Annotated in this window: 13 protein-coding genes and 1 pseudogene; 6 read left to right on the top strand and 8 right to left on the bottom strand. The window is 70.4% G+C overall.

Annotated features, from left to right (window positions below):
- The first annotated feature begins 88 nt into the window (after positions 1–88).
- Both ABZX90_RS14950 and ABZX90_RS14945 read left to right on the top strand, forming a co-directional pair.
- On the top strand, positions 89–1,789 hold the full coding sequence (locus ABZX90_RS14950) for a sodium:solute symporter family protein (protein ID WP_351132028.1): 1,701 nt from the start codon (positions 89–91) through the stop codon (positions 1,787–1,789).
- Between the two features lie 40 nt (positions 1,790–1,829).
- Complete coding sequence (locus tag ABZX90_RS14945; protein ID WP_355204941.1) at positions 1,830–2,153, top strand: hypothetical protein; 324 nt, start codon at positions 1,830–1,832, stop codon at positions 2,151–2,153.
- 55 nt (positions 2,154–2,208) lie between these two features.
- Here ABZX90_RS14945 and ABZX90_RS14940 read toward each other — a convergent pair whose 3' ends face one another.
- Both ABZX90_RS14940 and ABZX90_RS14935 read right to left on the bottom strand, forming a co-directional pair.
- Positions 2,209–3,645 (bottom strand): FG-GAP repeat protein, encoded by a 1,437-nt coding sequence (locus tag ABZX90_RS14940; protein ID WP_355204938.1) that lies wholly within the window; start codon positions 3,643–3,645, stop codon positions 2,209–2,211.
- A gap of 130 nt (positions 3,646–3,775) precedes the next feature.
- Complete coding sequence (locus ABZX90_RS14935; protein WP_355204936.1) at positions 3,776–4,177, bottom strand: ATP-binding protein; 402 nt, start codon at positions 4,175–4,177, stop codon at positions 3,776–3,778.
- A gap of 236 nt (positions 4,178–4,413) precedes the next feature.
- On the opposite strand from ABZX90_RS14935, the gene ABZX90_RS14930 reads away from it, so the two are divergent.
- The 4 genes and pseudogenes from ABZX90_RS14930 to ABZX90_RS14915 all read left to right on the top strand — a co-directional run.
- Positions 4,414–5,265, top strand: coding sequence for a helix-turn-helix transcriptional regulator (locus ABZX90_RS14930; protein ID WP_355204933.1), 852 nt, complete (start codon positions 4,414–4,416; stop codon positions 5,263–5,265).
- A gap of 8 nt (positions 5,266–5,273) precedes the next feature.
- The gene (locus ABZX90_RS14925) at positions 5,274–5,477 is read left to right on the top strand and encodes a DUF397 domain-containing protein (RefSeq protein WP_355204930.1); all 204 of its coding nucleotides are present in this window, start codon (positions 5,274–5,276) and stop codon (positions 5,475–5,477) included.
- 67 nt (positions 5,478–5,544) lie between these two features.
- Positions 5,545–6,828, top strand: coding sequence for a M48 family metallopeptidase (locus ABZX90_RS14920; RefSeq protein ID WP_355204927.1), 1,284 nt, complete (start codon positions 5,545–5,547; stop codon positions 6,826–6,828).
- A gap of 27 nt (positions 6,829–6,855) precedes the next feature.
- Positions 6,856–7,809: pseudogene (locus ABZX90_RS14915) on the top strand (NAD(P)-dependent oxidoreductase); the annotation flags it as partial.
- Positions 7,810–7,857: 48 nt separating this feature from the next.
- On the opposite strand, the gene ABZX90_RS14910 reads toward ABZX90_RS14915, so the two are convergent.
- The 6 genes from ABZX90_RS14910 to rsmA all read right to left on the bottom strand — a co-directional run bounded on the left by ABZX90_RS14910 (position 7,858) and on the right by rsmA (position 17,148).
- Positions 7,858–8,565 (bottom strand): response regulator transcription factor, encoded by a 708-nt coding sequence (locus ABZX90_RS14910; RefSeq protein ID WP_351132044.1) that lies wholly within the window; start codon positions 8,563–8,565, stop codon positions 7,858–7,860.
- Between the two features lie 362 nt (positions 8,566–8,927).
- Positions 8,928–10,778, bottom strand: coding sequence for a PQQ-binding-like beta-propeller repeat protein (locus ABZX90_RS14905; RefSeq protein ID WP_355204924.1), 1,851 nt, complete (start codon positions 10,776–10,778; stop codon positions 8,928–8,930).
- Between the two features lie 79 nt (positions 10,779–10,857).
- On the bottom strand, positions 10,858–12,759 hold the full coding sequence (locus ABZX90_RS14900) for a PQQ-binding-like beta-propeller repeat protein (protein ID WP_355204921.1): 1,902 nt from the start codon (positions 12,757–12,759) through the stop codon (positions 10,858–10,860).
- A 412-nt stretch (positions 12,760–13,171) separates the two neighbouring features.
- Positions 13,172–14,977, bottom strand: coding sequence for an ABC-F family ATP-binding cassette domain-containing protein (locus ABZX90_RS14895; RefSeq protein ID WP_355204918.1), 1,806 nt, complete (start codon positions 14,975–14,977; stop codon positions 13,172–13,174).
- A gap of 285 nt (positions 14,978–15,262) precedes the next feature.
- Positions 15,263–16,162: a 4-(cytidine 5'-diphospho)-2-C-methyl-D-erythritol kinase gene (locus ABZX90_RS14890; RefSeq protein WP_351132052.1), complete on the bottom strand. Its 900-nt coding sequence runs from the start codon at positions 16,160–16,162 to the stop codon at positions 15,263–15,265.
- Entirely contained in the window at positions 16,159–17,148 is a 990-nt protein-coding gene (gene rsmA / locus ABZX90_RS14885) for a 16S rRNA (adenine(1518)-N(6)/adenine(1519)-N(6))-dimethyltransferase RsmA (protein ID WP_351132054.1), read from the bottom strand. Before rsmA ends, ABZX90_RS14890 begins: the two co-directional genes overlap by 4 nt.
- Positions 17,149–17,158 lie beyond the last annotated feature (10 nt).

Genomic DNA, 17,158 nt, shown 5'->3' with positions numbered 1-17,158 from the left:
AACAAAGGACACCATCAAAAGTGTTCATTTCTTGGATGCGGAGGCGTAGGTTCCGGTCCGTTCCGTTCACGCGACGAAGCGAGTTCTGATGCAGTCCCCCACACATCTGCCGCAACCGGGCACCCTGCTCGCCGCCGAGCTGCGTCTCCCCACGAACGCACTCGACTACACGATCCTCGGGATCTACTTCGTGGTCGTCCTGGGCATCGGCTTCGCGGCCCGCCGCTCGGTGAAGACGAGCCTCGACTTCTTCCTGTCGGGGCGCTCACTGCCTGCCTGGATCACCGGCCTGGCCTTCGTCTCGGCCAACCTGGGCGCCACCGAGATCCTCGGCATGGCCGCCAACAGCGCCCAGTACGGCGTCTACACCGTGCACTGGTACTGGATCGGCGCCATCCCGGCGATGGTCTTCCTGGGCCTGGTGATGATGCCGTTCTACTACGGCTCCAAGGTCCGCTCGGTGCCGGAGTTCCTGCTCCTGCGCTTCGACAAATGGGCGCACCTGCTGAGTTCGATCCTGTTCGCCTTCGCCGCCGTCCTCATCGCCGGCGTCAACCTCTACTCGCTCGCGATCGTCGTCGAGGCACTGCTCGGCTGGCCGCAATGGGTCGCGATCGTGGTCGCCGGCTTCTTCGTCCTCGCCTACATCACCCTCGGCGGTCTCTCCTCCGCGATCTACAACGAGGTACTCCAGTTCTTCGTGATCCTCGCGGCGCTGATCCCGATCGCCGCGCTCGGCCTGAACCGGGTGGGCGGCTGGGACGGTCTGACGGACTCCCTCGACAAGACCCACGGCGCCGACTTCACGACCGCCTGGGGCGGCACGGGGATCGGCAGCGACAACCCGCTCGGCGCCAACTGGCTCACCATCGTGCTCGGTCTCGGCTTCGTGCTGTCCTTCGGCTACTGGACGACGAACTTCGCCGAGGTGCAGCGTGCGCTGTCGGCCAAGAACCTCTCCGCGGCCCAGCGCACCCCGCTCATCGCGGCCTACCCGAAGATCTTCATCGTCTTCCTGGTGATGATCCCGGGTCTGGTGGCGGCCGTCCTGGTCCCGAAGATCGGAACGAGCGGCTCGGATCTCCAGTACAACGACGCGATCCCGTATCTGATGCAGGAGTTGCTGCCGAACGGTGTCCTCGGCATCGCGGTGACCGGTCTGCTGGCCGCCTTCATGGCGGGCATGGCCGCCAACGTCTCGTCCTTCAACACGGTGTTCACCACGGACATCTGGGCGAAGTACGTGGTCACGGACCGGGAGGACTCCTACTACGTCCGCTTCGGCCGTCTCATCACGGTGATCGGCGTCCTGGCGTCGATCGGCACGGCCTTCCTGGCCTCGTCCTTCTCCAACATCATGAGCTACCTCCAGACGCTCTTCTCCTTCTTCAACGTGCCGATGTTCGTGGTCTTCATCGTCGGCATGTTCTGGAAGCGGGCGTCGGTGAAGTCGGGCTTCTGGGGCCTGCTGGCCGGCACGACGGCCGCGATGGTGAACTACTTCGTCCTCTACAAGCAGGAAATCATCGGCTTCCCGTCGGACCAGGGCGCCAACTTCGTCTCGGCGATCGCCGGCTTCGCGGCCGGGGCGGTGGTGATGGTGGGGGTCTCCCTCTTCACCGCCCCGAAACCCGCGGAGGACCTGCAGGGCCTGGTCTACGGCACCCGGTCCCCCGGCGTGGCCGAGCCACCCGCCGCCGGCGACGACGCCTGGTACCGCAAGCCCGCTCTGCTGGGCTGGGGCGCGCTGATCCTGGCCGCCGCCTGCTACATCCCGTTCTCGTTCTGACGAGTTCCGACGGGTCCTGAAGAGGGAGAATCGAGAAACCATGTCCGACTATTCGGAGCGCGACCTCCAGCGCGAGGTCTCGGAACTCGAGAAGAAGTCCGCGACCGCCGCCAGTCTGTTCGACATCCGCCGCATCATCGGCGGCCTGTTCGTGATCTACGGCGTCATCGTCACCATCGCCGGCATCACGGCGTCCGACGCCGACCTCGACAAGGCCGACGGCGTCAACATCAACCTCTGGACCGGCCTCGGCATGCTCGCCCTCGGCCTGTTCTTCCTGGCCTGGCTGTGGCTGCGCCCACTGGCACCACCGGTGCCGCCGACGCCGACGCCGACGCCCGATGACGAGGGGCCGGTGGAGTAACGCCCTTGCAAGGGGCCGAGGTCAACTGCGGGGACTCCGGCCCTTACACCTCTCCTTAAAGCCCCAGCACCTCGCCGTACTTGATGGCCCCGTAAGGCAGCGCGAAGCCGAACGGGGTCAGCGACTTGCCCTGCGGGTACGTCTCCTCGGTGCTGCTCGGCGCGAACCAGACGCCACCCGACCTGGGCTCACCGGCGTTCTCCCCGGGCGCGCTCACCGCGGTGTCCCACAGTCCGTCGCGGTTGTAGTCGCCGACGGCCACCTGGGCGCCGAAGCGGTCGCCGGCCTCGGCCGTGCCGGGCATGTTCGTGGTGCTCTGGCTGCGGGCCAGACCGCCGTAGAGGCCGTGCTCCGTGCCGTTCATGGTGACGTACCCGCCCGCGTCCTTGACGGTGCCCACGTCCTCGCCGGGCACGCCGACCACCAGTTCCGGACGGCTGTCGCCGTTCAGGTCGCCCGCGGCCAGCGCGGCGCCGAAGTCGTCGCCCTCCTCGGCGGTGCCGCCGACCTCCGGGTTCGACTGGGTGATGCACTCGCTCTCGGTGCCGAAGTTCGCGGTCTTCGAGCCCTTGAGCAGGAGCACCGCACCGCCGAGCCGGTCCTCGCAATGCGTGGTCTCCGACTCGGGGTTGGGCTGTACGAGGCCGACCGCGAGGTCGTCCGTGCCGTCCCGGTCGAAGTCGGCGGCGGCGAGCGAGCTGCCCCGGTCGGCGTCGGCGTACCACTGGGCCGGCTTGGCCTGGTCGTCCCAGCGCGTGATGAAGGTGCTGGAGTCCTCCGTGCCCTGCCAGGTGGTGGCGAGGTCGTCCCGGCCGTCGCCGTCGAAGTCGCCGGTGACCAGGTCGCGGGTGGCGCCGCCCATGCTGTAGCGGCGCAGGGTGGTGGTGGTCACCGGGTCGGCGGTGAGCGGGCCCGGGCGGAACCGGAGCGCGCCGTGCTCCTCGCCGTTCTCGCCGTACGCGAGGTCGGTGTCGCCGTCGCCGTCGTAGTCGCCCGTGGCGATGGTGCGGCCGATGCTGCTGTACTCGGACGTGCCCCTGGCCACGGTGACGCCCTTGGCGTTCCACTGCGAGCCGTCCAGGACGGTGATGGTGCCCTCGTCCTTGAGCTGATCGGAGGTGAGCGACTCGCCGCTCGCGCCGACGACAAGCTCGAAGACGCCGTCGCCGTTCACATCGACGGGCGCCACGGAGGACCCGAAGCGGTCGCCCGCCTCGGGCGTGCCGGGTATGCCGGCCTCGGCCTGGCTGATGACACCGGTGGACTGGTACGGGCTCTGCGGGCCGCCATAGATCACGCTGACGTAGCCGGCCTTGACCTTGCCGTCCACCGTGGCGTTGGGCATGCCGACCGCGATGTCCGCGTATCCGTCGCCGTTGAAGTCGAACCGCGGAGTCGTTGCAGCCGCGGCGCTCCCGGCGAGTGGCAGGGTCAGACCGACGGCGGCGAGGGCCGCTGCGGCGGCGGTGGCAGCCAGGGTGCGTGCACGCACGGTGTAACTCCCGTAGTCGAAGGGGGCAATGAGAGCGAAGGGTTCTCGGAGATGTGACTCACGAGGTGTACGAAGGGTTGCGTGAAGGTGACGGCACGACTGAGACCGCGTCCTATGTGGTGAGGCGGTCTTAGGCGGCAGCGAGGTCACACCACACGTACTTGCCGATGTCGCCGCCCTGCCGCAGTGGATACCAGCCCCAGTCGTCGGCGCAGGCCCGGACGAGGACGAGGCCCCGGCCCGCCTCCGCGTCGGAGGCCGCCACCAGGTCGTGCGGCGGCGGCACCGGGCTCGCGTCCCACGCGCCGATGCGCAGCACCCCGTCCCGCCAACACAGCCGCAGGGCCGCCGGCCCCTTCGTATGCCGTACGGCGTTGGAGACCAGCTCCGCCGCCAGCAACTCGGCGACATCCGCGAGGCGGATCAGGCCGTGCAGGGTCAGGATCAGACGGACGGTGCGGCGGCAGACCGTGACCGCGCGGACGTCCTGCGGGATGTGCAGCGCGTAAGTCCAGGGTTCGATTTCAGGCATGGGAGAACTCCGGTTCAGGTGTGGGGAGTCGAGAGTTCGCCGTGGGCGCGGGCGGTGGCAGTGTCACAGCCGCCGTGGCAAGACGGAGTGGTGCGCTTCCGGGGTCCCGGGGTGCCGCAGCGTGTGCGTCGCGTCACCGACGGTATGGGTAAAATTTGGGCCCGCGCAAGCCGCTGCCGTAATCTTCCCCTCGAAGGAGTCACTGCCCCACGCCAGTTGGGGCGAGGGAGGAAGCCATGCCGCGCAGACGGCAGCCGACCGCACGCCAGGAGCGCCTGGGCATCGAACTGCGGAAACTGCGTGAGGCCGCAGGACTCAAGGCCCGCGAGGCTGCCGCTTTGGTCGGGTCCGACTCCGCCCAGATGAGTCAGATGGAGTCCGGCATCGCGGGGGTGAGCGAAGAACGGGTACGCATTCTTGCCGCTCACTACTCCTGCGCGGACGAGGAGTTGGTCGACGCGCTGGTAGCGATGGCGACCGATCGGACACGCGGCTGGTGGGAGGAGTACCGGGGCCTGCTACCCACGCCGTTCCTGGACCTCGCCGAGCTGGAGCACCATTCCACCTACCGGCTCGATGTGGAGTTCCTGCACGTCCCCGGCCTCTTCCAGACGGAGGACTACGCACGCGCCGTCTTCTCGTACCGAGTCCCCGAACTCCCCAACAGTGAGCTTGAGTTGCGCGTCCGCCACCGAATGGAACGCAAGGCAGTCATCACGGACCCCGCTCCCACGCCGTACGCCGTGGTGATCCATGAGGCGGCGCTGCGCATCAGAGTCGGCGATCGGGCAGCGGCTCGGACTCAGCTCGCGCGCATTCTGGAACTCTCCGAAGCGGACCACATCACCGTGCGCGTCATCCCCTTCGAACTCGACAACTTCGCCGGAGCCACGAACGCGATGATGTACGTGGGCGGTGCCGTACCCAAGCTGGACACAGCGGTACGCGACGCACCCCACGGAGCGGGCTTCATCGACTCCGAGGCCCAACTCGGCACCTTTCGAACGCTCTTCCGTATGGTGGAGGCCGTATCGCTCGAACCCACACGTTCGCGCGGCTTCATCCACCAGCTGGCGAAGGAACTGTGAGGCCTGCCGTGACCACCCCCGACAAATGGCAGAAGTCGTCCTTCTCTGGGAGCGGCGACGGCAACAACTGCGTCGAACTCGCCGCCACCCCCGGCACGATCCACCTCCGTGAGAGCGACGCCCCCACCACGCAGCTCAGCACCGCCCCCGGCCCCCTCGCCCACTTCCTGCACCACATAAAAATCGGGCTTTACGAGGGAACCCCTGTGTGATCAGCTTCGCCCTGTCATGAACAGGCGGCCTCTGGGGAGGGGCCGTGGGGGCAGGGGAGAGTGGACGATGAGCACCGCCGCAGCGGAAACGGTTCAGGCGTGCCCGGAATGCGGGACCGAGATCCGTATGAACGGCCGGTTCACCGTGTGGTGTGCCGGCTGCGACTGGAACGTCGATCCGGAACAGTCGCGGGAGAAGCTGAGCCGCCTGGCCAGGGCCCAGCGCGCACTGGCCAGGCGGCACGGCGAGAAGCTGCTGGCCGAACTGACCGCGGGCGGGACCCTGCGCGCCCGGCGGGATGTCTCCTCGGTCCTCGCTTACGCGGTGGCCCTCGCCGTGCACGGCGTGACCGTGGCACTGGCCGCGGGCGGGATCTGGTTCACCGTCGGGGGATGGGGCAGCTGGGCAATGGTGCCGGGCGTGTTCCTCCTCGCCCTGGGGTGGTCGCTCCGGCCCCGGCTGCCCCGGCTGCCGGAGGACGTGCCCGTCCTGACGCGCGCCGACGCACCCGAACTCTTCGCGCTCGTCGACGAGGTCGCCCACGTGGCCGGCACCCGCGGCGTCGACGCGATCGCGGTCGACGGACACCTCAACGCGAGCGTGAGGAGTTACGGCGTACGCGGGCGCCGACTGCTCACGCTGGGGCTGCCCCTGTGGGAGACGCTCACGCCGCAGCAGCGGATCGCCCTGCTGGGCCATGAGCTGGGCCACTACAGCAACGGGGACACCCGCCACGGGCGGGTCGTCTCGGCCGCGCTGCGTTCGCTGACCACCTGGCACTACTACTTCCTGCCCATCGCCGATCCCGAACCACTCGAAGCGGTCGTCAACCTGCTCTACATCGTGCCCCGTTGGCTTGTCGTCGGCGTACTGATGCTCCTCGACCGGCTGACCCTGCGCGCCGCCCAGCGTGCCGAGTACCTGGCCGACCGCGTGGCCGCCCGAGTCGGGTCCACGCAGGCGGCGGTGGAGCTCATGGACCGGCTGCTGGTCGCGGACTCGGCCGCCGTCGTGCTGCACCGCGAGGTCAACACGGCCGCACTCACCGGACCGCGCGGCGCCCGGAACGACACCCGGACGGACGGTCTGTGGGAGCGGCTCGCCGCGGACATGGCGTCGGTTCCCGAGCACGAACTCGAGCGTCAGCGCCGGGCCGGCGCCCTGCGGGGCCACAGCGTCGACGCGACCCATCCGCCGACCCATCTGCGCCACGCCTGCCTGCTGATCGGAGCGCCCACGCCCCCGGCGGTCGTGGCCGACGAGGCCCGGGAGGGCAGGATCGCCGAGGAGCTCGCCGACGCGCGAGCGAAGGTCGCCCGGCGGATCATCCGGGACGGCTTCGAGGGCTGACGGCCACCGGGTCGGTGCCGGCACCGAACCGAAGGGCTCGCCTCACTGTCGCGAAACGGCTGGCGAGGGGGAAGGCTGGCCCGTATGACCGACAAACTCACCGTCAGTGTCCTCGGCACCGGAATCATGGGTGCCGCGATGGCCCGTAACCTCGCCCGCGCCGGACTCGGCGTCCGCGCCTGGAACCGCAGTCGTGCCAAGGCCGAGCCGCTGGCCGCCGACGGCGCGCACATCGCGGACAGCCCGGAGGAGGCCGTGCGGGGCGCCGATGTCGTCCTGACCATGCTGTACGACGGCCCCGCCGTCCTCGACGTCATGCGCCGGGCGGCACCCGGGGTGCGCGCCGGGGCCGTCTGGGCGCAGTGCACGACCGCCGGGACCGAGGCACTGGCCGAGCTCGGCGAGTTCGCCCGCGCGCACGGGCTCGTCTTCTTCGACGCGCCCGTCCTCGGGACGCGCGCGCCCGCCGAGGCGGGGCAGTTGACGGTGCTCGCCGCCGGCCCGAGCGCGGCCCGGGACACCGTGACGCCCGTCTTCGACGCCATCGGCGCCCGTACCGTGTGGACCGGCGAGGACGGCTCGGCGGGCAGCGCCACCCGGCTCAAGCTCGTCGCCAACAGCTGGGTCCTCGCCGCCACCGCCGCGGTCGGCGAGGTCCTCGCCCTGGCGAAGGGCCTGGGCGTGGACCCGCAGAACTTCTTCGACCTCATCGCCGGCGGCCCGCTCGACATGGGCTATCTGCACGCGAAGGCCGCCCTCGTCCTGGAGGACCGGCTGTCCCCGGCCAGCTTCGCGGTCACCACCGCCGAGAAGGACGCCCGTCTGATCGTGCGGGCCGGGCAGCGGCACGGGGTCCGTCTCGATGTCGCCGAAGCCACCGCCGACCGCCTCGGCCGCGCCGCCGCCCTGGGCCACGGGGACGAGGACATGGCCGCCGCGTACTTCGCGAGCTTCGAGGAGGGCAAGCCCCCCTCCTCGTAGAAGCCCCCTCCTCGTAGACCCTGTGGATCTCGTGCAACCCCGTACGCCTCAGGGGGAGTCGACCGCGCCCCCCTGGGGTGTCGGTGTCGGGAGCGGGGCCGCCCGGTCCAGGAGTCCCGTGCGGGCCGCGAGTGCCGCCGCCTCCAGACGGGAGCCCACGCCCAGTTTCATCAGGACCCGCTGGACATGGGTGCGGGCGGTCGACGGGGCGATGCCCATGCCGGCCGCGATGAGCCGGGTGTCCTCCCCGTCGGCGACCCGTACCAGGACCTCCACCTCGCGGGGTGTGAGCATCTGGAGCAGCCGCTGGCCCTCGTCGTCGGGCTGGGCGGCAGGGTTGAGCAGTTCGCTGAAAGCGCCCTGGAGCAGTTGCGGGGCCACGGCAGCCTCGCCCGCCCGCGCCTTCATGATCGCCCGCTCGACGCCCTCGATGCGTTCGTCATGGCGTACATAGCCGGAGGCTCCGGCGGCGAACGCGGCGGCGATGCCGCGCGGGTTCGGCACCGGGCCGAGCACCAGGACCGCCACCTGGGGGCGCTCCCGTTTGATCCGCACGACCGGGTCGAATATTCCGGGCTCGGCGGGTGTCGCCGTGCCGATCAGGCACACCTCGGGTGCCCGTGTGATCACCAGCTCCGCCGCCCCCGCGGCGGGTGCCGCCGCGGCGAGCACCCGGTGCCCGCGCAGCTTCAGTGCCGAGGCCAACGCCTCGGCGAGCAGTCGGTGGTCGTCGACCACCATGAGCCGCACTCCCATCAGGCAACCCCCCAGTCCCCCCAAGCATCCCCACTGGTTCCCCGTGGATTAGGAGCCCCCCGGCTCTCCATCCCCCGGAAGCTACACGCTTGTTCGACGTTGCGCTTCCCCTACTGGAGAGAAGTGCCCCGGAATATCGAAATCCCTCCCAATAGGGAGTGATGAGGGGTACGCGTGCGGCCCCGCCCCTGAGCAGGGGCGGGGCCGCACGCGATGTCCCGGACCGAACGAATTCATTCGGAGAACGATCACCGCGTTCTTTCGAAGATGATCGCCTTCTTCACTCCAAAGGGGACCGCTCCTCAAGCCGTCATCGCTCCGGACGCGATCATCCCCGAACGTGATCGTCCGAGGGTGATCGGTTACTTCGTTCCGAAGGCGATCGCCAGGTACTCCTTGTCGCCCGCGGAGGACGGCTTGTCCGCGTAGATCTGGGACATGTACAGATGACCGTCGCGGTAGAGGATCTCGGCGTACTCCGGGAGCATGCCGGCCTCGGCGTCGCGCGTCGCCTCGGTCGCCGGGTTCTCCAGGAGCTTGGTCTCCTTGAAGGAGGTCCCGTCGATCGAGACGATCTGACCGCCCTTGTCGTACGGCGGCCGCTTGTACGCGAGGAGGCTGGTGCCGTCCATCCGCAGCGGGGTGATCGTGTAGCCGTCGCCCGCGTCCGCGCGCTGGCCGGTCTGCTTTCCGGTGGCCAGGTCGAAGGCGACGATCTCGTTGGTCCGGCTGTAGTCGCCGGTGCCGTCGTGCTCCTCCGTCGGGATGTACAGCTTGTCGTTGCCGACGGCGAGCGAGGAGCAGTACTCGATCCTCGTGATGCCGTCGCAGCGGGCCGCGTACGTCTCACCGGGCGCCGAGATCTTCGACCGCAGCTTGCCGGTCTTGTTGTCGATCGAGAAGAAGTCCGAGATGCCGCTGCCGTCACCGGCGGAGTCGCCGACGTCGGCGGCCACCACCAGCGGGTCGGTGGAGACGACGCTGGCGTACTCGATGCCGGGCGACATCTTGTACTCGGAGATCACCTTCCCGGTCTTCGGGTCGATGGTCTGGATGTGCAGCTGGCGCGTGCTGCCGTACTCGCCGCACTTGCGGACCGCGACCAGCTTGTCGCCGCCGCCGTAGCCGGAGTCGTAGCAGCTGTCGCCCGACTTCGGGGCCCACAGCGGATTGCCGGTGGAGATGTCGAACGCGCCGCCACCACTGGTGCTGCCCGAGGCGACCGTGTTCCCGCTGACCGTGACGTTATCGAGGTTGATCGGCTCGTCACCGGACTTGATCGTCCGGGTCCACAGCTTCTTGCCGGCGTCGAGGTCGATGGCGGCGAGCTGGCTGCACCCGTGCGACGGATTCGCCTTGGTGGGCATGGCCGGCTCGTAGATGATCGCCGTGCGGTCGGCGTCCGTGGTGTGCCGGCTGGCCTGGCACACCGGGCCGGGGAGCTTGATCGTCCAGGTCTTGGCACCCGAGTCCGGGTCGTAGCCGTTGATCTCGGCGACGCCGCTCTTGGCGTACACCTTGTCGGTCAGCCAGGAGCCGGCCGTGGTCACGCTCGTGTCGTCCTTGGGCACGGCCGGCGCGGGGATCTGGAACAGCAGCGAGGAACTGGTGTTGGCCGGCGCCTTCTCCTTGCCGCCAGAACCGGTGTCGTCACCGCCCTTGCTGTCGCCGCCCTTGCCGCCGGTGCCGCCGCTCGATCCCCCGGCGTTGTTCTTGTCGTCCTTGCCGGTGAGGTTCGCGTACATGACACCGCCGCCGACGATCAGTCCGACGACCACCACGGCCGCCAGGATGATCAGCAGCTGGGGGTTGAACTTCCGCCCGCCGCCGCCTCCTTGCGGAGCCTGGGGCTGCATCGGCATGGTGTGCGGCTGCGGGTAGCCGTACGGGCTCGGCTGGCCCGGGGCGCCGTACGGGGGCTGCGGCTGGCCCGGGTAGCCGTAGCCCGGCTGGGCCGGGGGCGGCGTCTGCGGGTAGCCGTACCCGGGACCCTGCGCGGGCGGCGGAGGCGTCGGCGCGCCGAAGCCGCCCGGGTTGGGGTCTCCCCCGCTCGAACTCTGCTGAGAGCTCGGAGAAGGGTCCTGCGGCGCGCCGAAACCGCCCGGGTTGGGGTCTCCCCTGCTCGAACTCTGTTGAGAGCTTGGGGAAGGATCCTGCGGTGCGCCGAAGCCCTGCGGGGGCTCGTTCGGCGGTGGCGGGGGCGGCTGGCTCATGACGTGAGTACCTCGGAAGACGAAGGGACGGCGGGCCTGGGCGCGTGCGAGGCGCGAAGGAACTGGGAGTGGGCTTCGGTCACTTGCCGTAGGCCAGCATCAGCTTCTCCTTCGCCTCGTCATTGCCCGTCAGCCGGGTGGTGGAGATGTAGAAGCGTCCGTCCACGTAGTCGACGGCCTTCGAGTAGAAGCCGCTCTCGATGTTCGCGGTGCCCTGCGGGTTCTGGAGCAACTTGGTGAGCGTGTGGCTGCCACCGGTCGCCGGAACCGACACGATGCGGCCGCCGCCGTCGTACGACGCCTGGACGTAGGCGATGAGGTTCGTGCCGTCCATCTTCAGCGGCATCATCGCGGCGTCCACGGGGGACTTGACGCGCCACTTCTCCTTGCCGGTCGCCAGGTCGAACGCGACGATCTCGTTGGCACCGGTCTTCTCGTCGGTCGGCAGGTAGAGCGTGTCGGTGTCGGCGACGGCGCCGAAGCAGCCGCTCAGGTCACGGCTGAGGATCGCGAAGCCGCACTCGGGCGCGAAGCCGTCCTTGCTCTTGAGCTGCGAGCGCAGGTCGCCGTTGTCCTTCAGCGTGGTGACGTTGACCGTCTTCTTCTTCTCGTTGGTCATGTAGATCACGACCGGGTCCACGGAGTAGGCGCGCTCGACCCGCCAGCCGGTGGGGATCTTCGTCGTCCACTTGGCCTTGCCGGTGGCCGGGTCCAGCTCCTGCACCTCGTCGTGCTCGGTGTCGCTGCCGACCCCGCAGGACGAGACGGCCACCAGCTTGGAGCCGCCCGCGAATCCCGCCGGGTAGCAGCCGGCGCCGTACTTCTCCTTGTCCCACAGCTTCTTGCCGCTGGAGACGTCGTACCCCGTTCCCGACATCGAGCGGCCGACCGTCAACGTGTCGCCGGTGATGGACATTTCGATCGAGATCGCGCTGTCGAACAGGGCGCCGTCCTCGACCTTGCCGCTCCAGCCCTTGGCGCCGGTGCTCAGGTCGATCTGCTGGAGCTGGTTGCACTTGGCGCTGCTACTGGCGCCGCTCATGTACGCGACGACGACCTTGTCGTCGGCCGTCTTCTGCGGGGTGACCGCGCAGATCTTCTGCGGGAACGTCAGCGCGTCCCAAGCGGGCTTTCCGTCCCCGACATTGAACGCGAAGAGCTGCTTGTACGCCGCCTTCACCGCAGCCTTGTCGGTGACCCACAGGCCGGGGGCGTCGGCGCCGGAACCGGGCGCGTCGGGTGCCGACTTGTACCAGAGCACCTTCGCCTCGCCCGCCTTGCGGTCCGCGTTCAGGTTCTCGTTGTCCTCGCCGCCGTCACCGCTGCCGTCACCGGGGTTGACCGGATCGTCCGACGCGGACGTCTTCGGGCTCTTGCTCGGACTCTCCTTCGCGACCGGCTTCTTCTCGTCGTCACCACCGCTGGTGACGGCCCATACGGTGCCGCCGACGACGAGCAGTCCGGCCACCGCCGCGGCGATGACGAGCGCGGGCCTGCCCTTGAACGGGTTCTTCGAGCCCCCGCCCGGGCCGCCGGGCGGCGGGGTGCCGGGCGCGCCCGGGTAGGGCGCCTGGGGCGGATATCCGTACCCCGGCTGCTGCCCGTATCCGTAGGGCCCGGGCTGGCCGTAGGGGCCCGGCTGCTGCGGCTGGCCGTACGGACCCGGCTGGGCGGCGTAGGGACCCGGCTGCTGCGGGTATCCGTAGCCGGGCTGCGGGGGCCCGGCGGGCGGAGCCTGCTGGGGCGCGGGCGCCTGGGGCGGCTGCGCGGGAGGAGGAGGTGTTCCCTGGGGCGCCGGCGGCGTGTTGGGGGGCGTGCCCTGCGAACGCGGGTCCTGCGGTACGCCCTGCGGTACGCCTTGGGGCGCGCCGAAGCCACCCGGTGACCGCGGGTCCCGTCCCGCGTCGGCACCGCCCGTCGGCGGCTGGTCCTGCGGTGCTCCGAAACCGCCCTGCGGCGGCTGATTCGGCGGCTGACTCATCAGCGCTTCCCCCTCTTCACTGATGTGGCGCCCCACCGGCGGCGCCGGATTCGCGCCACGCCCAGTGGTTCTCAGACTGTTCTCAGACGGCTCTTTCTATCACTTAGGGGGGCGCGGGCAGGGGGCCGGTGCGCGCCCTGTTCCCAAGGGAGGACCGGGCCGTGATGCCCTCGTTACGCGCCTTCACGTGCCCTTCACGCCAGGTGCGCAAGGGGAGTTCAACGGTGTGAGGGGTGCCATGGCAGGGGGCATGCCTTGGCACGGCGGGGCGCCGACCGGGCAGCGCACGCTCTCCTGACGGGCCGTGAGCTCCCCACGAGCGCGCCGGGTGAGCGCTCTGGCGGGCTCCCGCTCAGGGTGCCCCCGCTCCCGCGAAGGCACCCGTCGGCGAGGGGCGTGGGGCCCCTCGGCGTCACGCGTCCTCGGCCAACTCCAGCCAGCGCATTTCCAGTTCCTCGCGCGACTCGGCCAACCCGCGCAGCTCGGAGTCGAGTTGGGCGACCTTCCCGAAGTCGGTCGCGTTGTCGGCGATCTGGGCGTGCAGCTTGGTCTCCTTCTCGGAGATCTTGTCCAACTGGCGCTCGATCTTCTGGAGTTCCTTCTTGGCGGCGCGGGCGTCGGCGGCGGAAGCGGCCTTGACCGGGGCGGGGGCGGCGGCCAGCACGGCGGCCGCGGCCACCTCCTCCATCTTCTTGCGCCGCTCCAGGTACTCGTCGATGCCGCGCGGGAGCATCCGCAGGGTGCCGTCGCCGAGGAGCGCGAACACGTTGTCCGTGGTGCGCTCGATGAAGAAGCGGTCGTGGGAGATCACGATCATGGAGCCGGGCCAGCCGTCGAGGAGGTCCTCCAGCTGGGTGAGGGTCTCGATGTCGAGGTCGTTGGTGGGCTCGTCGAGGAAGAGGACGTTGGGCTCGTCCATCAGCAGGCGCAGGATCTGGAGCCGCCGGCGCTCACCACCGCTGAGGTCCCCGACCGGCGTCCACTGCTTCTCCTTGTTGAAGCCGAACGTCTCGCACAGCTGCCCGGCGGTCATCTCGCGCCCCTTGCCGAGGTCGACGCGGTCGCGGACCGACTGGACGGCCTGCAGGACCCGCCAGGTGGGGTCGAGTTCGGCGACCTCCTGCGAGAGGTAGGCGAGCTTGACGGTCTTGCCCGTGACGATCCGGCCGGCGGCGGGCTGCTGTTCGCCCTCGCTGCGGGCGGCCTCGGCCAGGGCGCGCAGGAGGGAGGTCTTGCCCGCGCCGTTCACGCCGACGAGGCCGACGCGGTCGCCGGGGCCGAGCTGCCAGGTCAGGTGCTTGAGCAGCACCTTGGGCCCGGCCTGCACGGTCACGTCCTCCAGATCGAAGACGGTCCTGCCGAGCCGCGAGTTGGCGAACTTCATCAGTTCGCTCTTGTCGCGGGGCGGCGGCACATCGGCGATCAGCTCGTTGGCGGCCTCGACGCGGAAGCGCGGCTTGGACGTACGCGCGGGCGCCCCGCGGCGCAGCCACGCCAGCTCCTTGCGGACCAGGTTCTGCCGCTTGACCTCTTCGGTCGCGGCGATGCGCTCACGCTCGGCCCGGGCGAACACGTAGTCGGAGTAGCCGCCCTCGTACTCGTACACCGCGCCCTTCTGCACGTCCCACATCTGGGTGCAGACCTGGTCGAGGAACCACCGGTCGTGCGTCACGCAGACGAGGGCGGAACGGCGCTCGCGCAGGTGCTGGGCGAGCCAGGCGATGCCCTCGACGTCCAGGTGGTTGGTGGGCTCGTCGAGGATGATCAGGTCCTGCTCCTCGATGAGCAGCTTCGCCAGCGCGATACGGCGCCGCTCGCCACCGGAGAGCGGGGCGATCACGGTGTCGAGTCCCTGCGGGAACCCGGGCAGGTCGAGACCGCCGAAGAGACCCGTCAGCACGTCCCTGATCTTGGCGTTGCCCGCCCACTCGTGGTCGGCCATGTCGCGGATGACCTCGTGGCGGACCGTGGCCGTGGGGTCGAGCGAGTCGTGCTGGGTGAGCACGCCCACGTGCAGGCCGCCGGAGTGCGTGACGCGGCCGGTGTCCGGCTCCTCCAGCTTGGCGAGCATGCGGATCAGGGTGGTCTTGCCGTCGCCGTTCCGGCCGACCACGCCGACGCGGTCCCCCTCGCTGACGCCGAGGGAGACTCCGTCGAGCAGTGCACGGGTGCCGTACACCTTGCTGACGGACTCGACATTGACCAGGTTGACGGCCATTTCTCTCCTGAACAAGGGGGACGATCGACCCTCAAGGGTAGTCCGCGCGGCGCGGGCGCCGAGCCGTCCCGTACGTCGCACCGTCCCGGCCCCGCCTCCCGGGGGCGGGGCCGGCCGTCCGCCGTACCCCGCCCGACCGGGCACGCGGACGGCCCGCACCCCGCCGTATGCGCCGCCGGAACGCCGTCGGACCGATTCCGGAACGCCGTCGGATCGAGGCCCGAGCGCCGTCGGACCGATACCCGAGCACCGTCGGACCGGCCTCGGACCACCCTCGGGCCGACGTCAGAGGACCGTCGCGCCGGGTGCCGGGCTCTGGGTGACGCGCGCGGATCGGCAGGTGCCGGATGCGAGCAGGGCCTCGGCGATCGTGTTCGCGGAGCCCGCGTCCGGGGCGAGGAACGCCGTGGTCGGGCCCGAGCCGGAGACGAGCGCGGCGAGGGCGCCGGCCGTGCGGCCCGTCGCGAGGGTGTCGGCGAGGGCCGGGAAGAGGGACAGGGCCGCGGGCTGGAGGTCGTTGGAGACGGTGCGGGCGAGGGCCCCGGCGTCCCCCTTGGCCAGCGCGTCCAGCAGGTCCTGCGAGGCGACCGGCTCCGGGACGCGTACGCCCTCGTTCATCCGGTCGAACTCCCGGAAGACCGCCGGGGTCGACAGCCCGCGTTCGGCCATGGCGAAGACCCAGTGGAAGGTCCCGCCGACCTCCAGGGGACGCAGTTGTTCACCCCGCCCGGTGCCGAGCGCCGCCCCGCCCACCAGGGAGAACGGCACATCGCTGCCCAACTCGGCGCAGATGTCGAGGAGTTCGTCGCGGGAGGCGTTGGTGCCCCAGAGCGCGTCGCAGGCGAGCAGCGCGCCGGCCCCGTCCGCGCTGCCGCCGGCCATGCCTCCGGCGACGGGGATGTCCTTGGCGATGTGGAGGTGGACGGCGGGGTCGATGCCGTACCGGCGGGCGAGTTCGAGTGCCGCGCGGGCCGCGAGGTTCGTACGGTCGAGGGGCACCTGGCCGGCGTCCGGGCCCGCGCAGGTCACGCGCAGTTCGTCCGCCGCGGTGACCGTCACCTCGTCGTACAGGCCGACCGCGAGGAACACGTTGGCCAGGCCGTGGAAGCCGTCGGGGCGTGCGCCGCCGACCGCGAGCTGGACGTTGACCTTGGCAGGGACGCGTACCGTCACCGTCTCCGTCACGGCTGGGTCGACTCCTCGTTCTCGGTGGTCTCGGCGTTCTCAGCGATCTCGGTGGTCTCGGCGCCGCTGTCATCGGCGTTCGCGTCACGGTACCGGCGGGCGCCCTTGGTGTCCCCGCCGTTCACCTCGCCGCGGTTCTCCGCGATCCGGGCGAACTCCTCGACCGTCAGGGACTCGCCACGTGCCTGCGGGGAGACCCCGGCGGCGACGAGCGCGGCCTCCGCGGCGGGGGCCGAACCGGCCCACCCGGCGAGGGCGGCGCGCAGCGTCTTGCGCCGCTGGGCGAAGGCGGCGTCCACCGCGGCGAACACGTCGCTCTTCGCGGCGGTCGTCCTGATCGGCTCGGCGCGCCGGGTGAGCGCCACGAGTCCGCTGTCGACGTTGGGCGCCGGCCAGAAGACATTGCGTCCGATGGAGCCGGCCCGCTTCACGTCGGCGTACCAGTTCGCCTTCACGGAGGGCACGCCGTACACCTTCGAGCCGGGCGGTGCGGCGAGCCGGTCCGCCACCTCCGCCTGGACCATCACGAGGGTGCGCTCGATGGTCGGGAAGGTGTCGAGCATGTGCAGCAGGACGGGCACGGCGACGTTGTACGGGAGGTTCGCGACCAGCGCGGTCGGGGGCGGGCCCGGCAGCTCCCGGACCTGCATGGCGTCCGAGTGCACCAGCGCGAACCGGTCGGCCCGCTCCGGCATGCGGGCGGCCACCGTCGCGGGGAGCGCGCTCGCGAGGACGTCGTCGATCTCGACGGCGACGACCCGGTCGGCCGCCTCAAGCAGGCCCAGCGTCAGCGAGCCGAGGCCGGGGCCCACCTCCACGACCACGTCGTCGGGCCGCACCTCCGCGGTCCGCACGATGCGGCGCACCGTGTTGGCGTCGATCACAAAGTTCTGGCCGCGCTGCTTGGTGGGCCGTACGCCGAGGGCTGCCGCGAGTTCGCGGACGTCGGCGGGGCCCAGGAGGGCGTCGGAGGTGGGGCTGGTCACGAGCCAAGGG

The organism is Streptomyces sp. NPDC002935, from assembly GCF_040611295.1.
In the GTDB taxonomy this organism is placed as follows: Bacteria; Actinomycetota; Actinomycetes; order Streptomycetales; family Streptomycetaceae; genus Streptomyces.
The sequence above is the reverse complement of the archived record's forward strand: the minus strand, read 5'-3'. Positions and strand labels throughout refer to the sequence as shown.

Bases quoted from the DNA above. Each gene is read 5' to 3' on its own strand.
- ABZX90_RS14950 (WP_351132028.1), top strand. From the start codon at position 89: ATGCAGTCCCCCACACATCTGCCGCAACCGGGCACCCTGCTCGCCGCC.
- ABZX90_RS14900 (WP_355204921.1), bottom strand. From the start codon at position 12,759: ATGAGTCAGCCGCCGAATCAGCCGCCGCAGGGCGGTTTCGGAGCACCG.
- ABZX90_RS14935 (WP_355204936.1), bottom strand. From the start codon at position 4,177: ATGCCTGAAATCGAACCCTGGACTTACGCGCTGCACATCCCGCAGGAC.
- ABZX90_RS14895 (WP_355204918.1), bottom strand. From the start codon at position 14,977: ATGGCCGTCAACCTGGTCAATGTCGAGTCCGTCAGCAAGGTGTACGGC.
- ABZX90_RS14945 (WP_355204941.1), top strand. From the start codon at position 1,830: ATGTCCGACTATTCGGAGCGCGACCTCCAGCGCGAGGTCTCGGAACTC.
- ABZX90_RS14930 (WP_355204933.1), top strand. From the start codon at position 4,414: ATGCCGCGCAGACGGCAGCCGACCGCACGCCAGGAGCGCCTGGGCATC.
- ABZX90_RS14920 (WP_355204927.1), top strand. From the start codon at position 5,545: ATGAGCACCGCCGCAGCGGAAACGGTTCAGGCGTGCCCGGAATGCGGG.
- ABZX90_RS14905 (WP_355204924.1), bottom strand. From the start codon at position 10,778: ATGAGCCAGCCGCCCCCGCCACCGCCGAACGAGCCCCCGCAGGGCTTC.
- ABZX90_RS14910 (WP_351132044.1), bottom strand. From the start codon at position 8,565: ATGGGAGTGCGGCTCATGGTGGTCGACGACCACCGACTGCTCGCCGAG.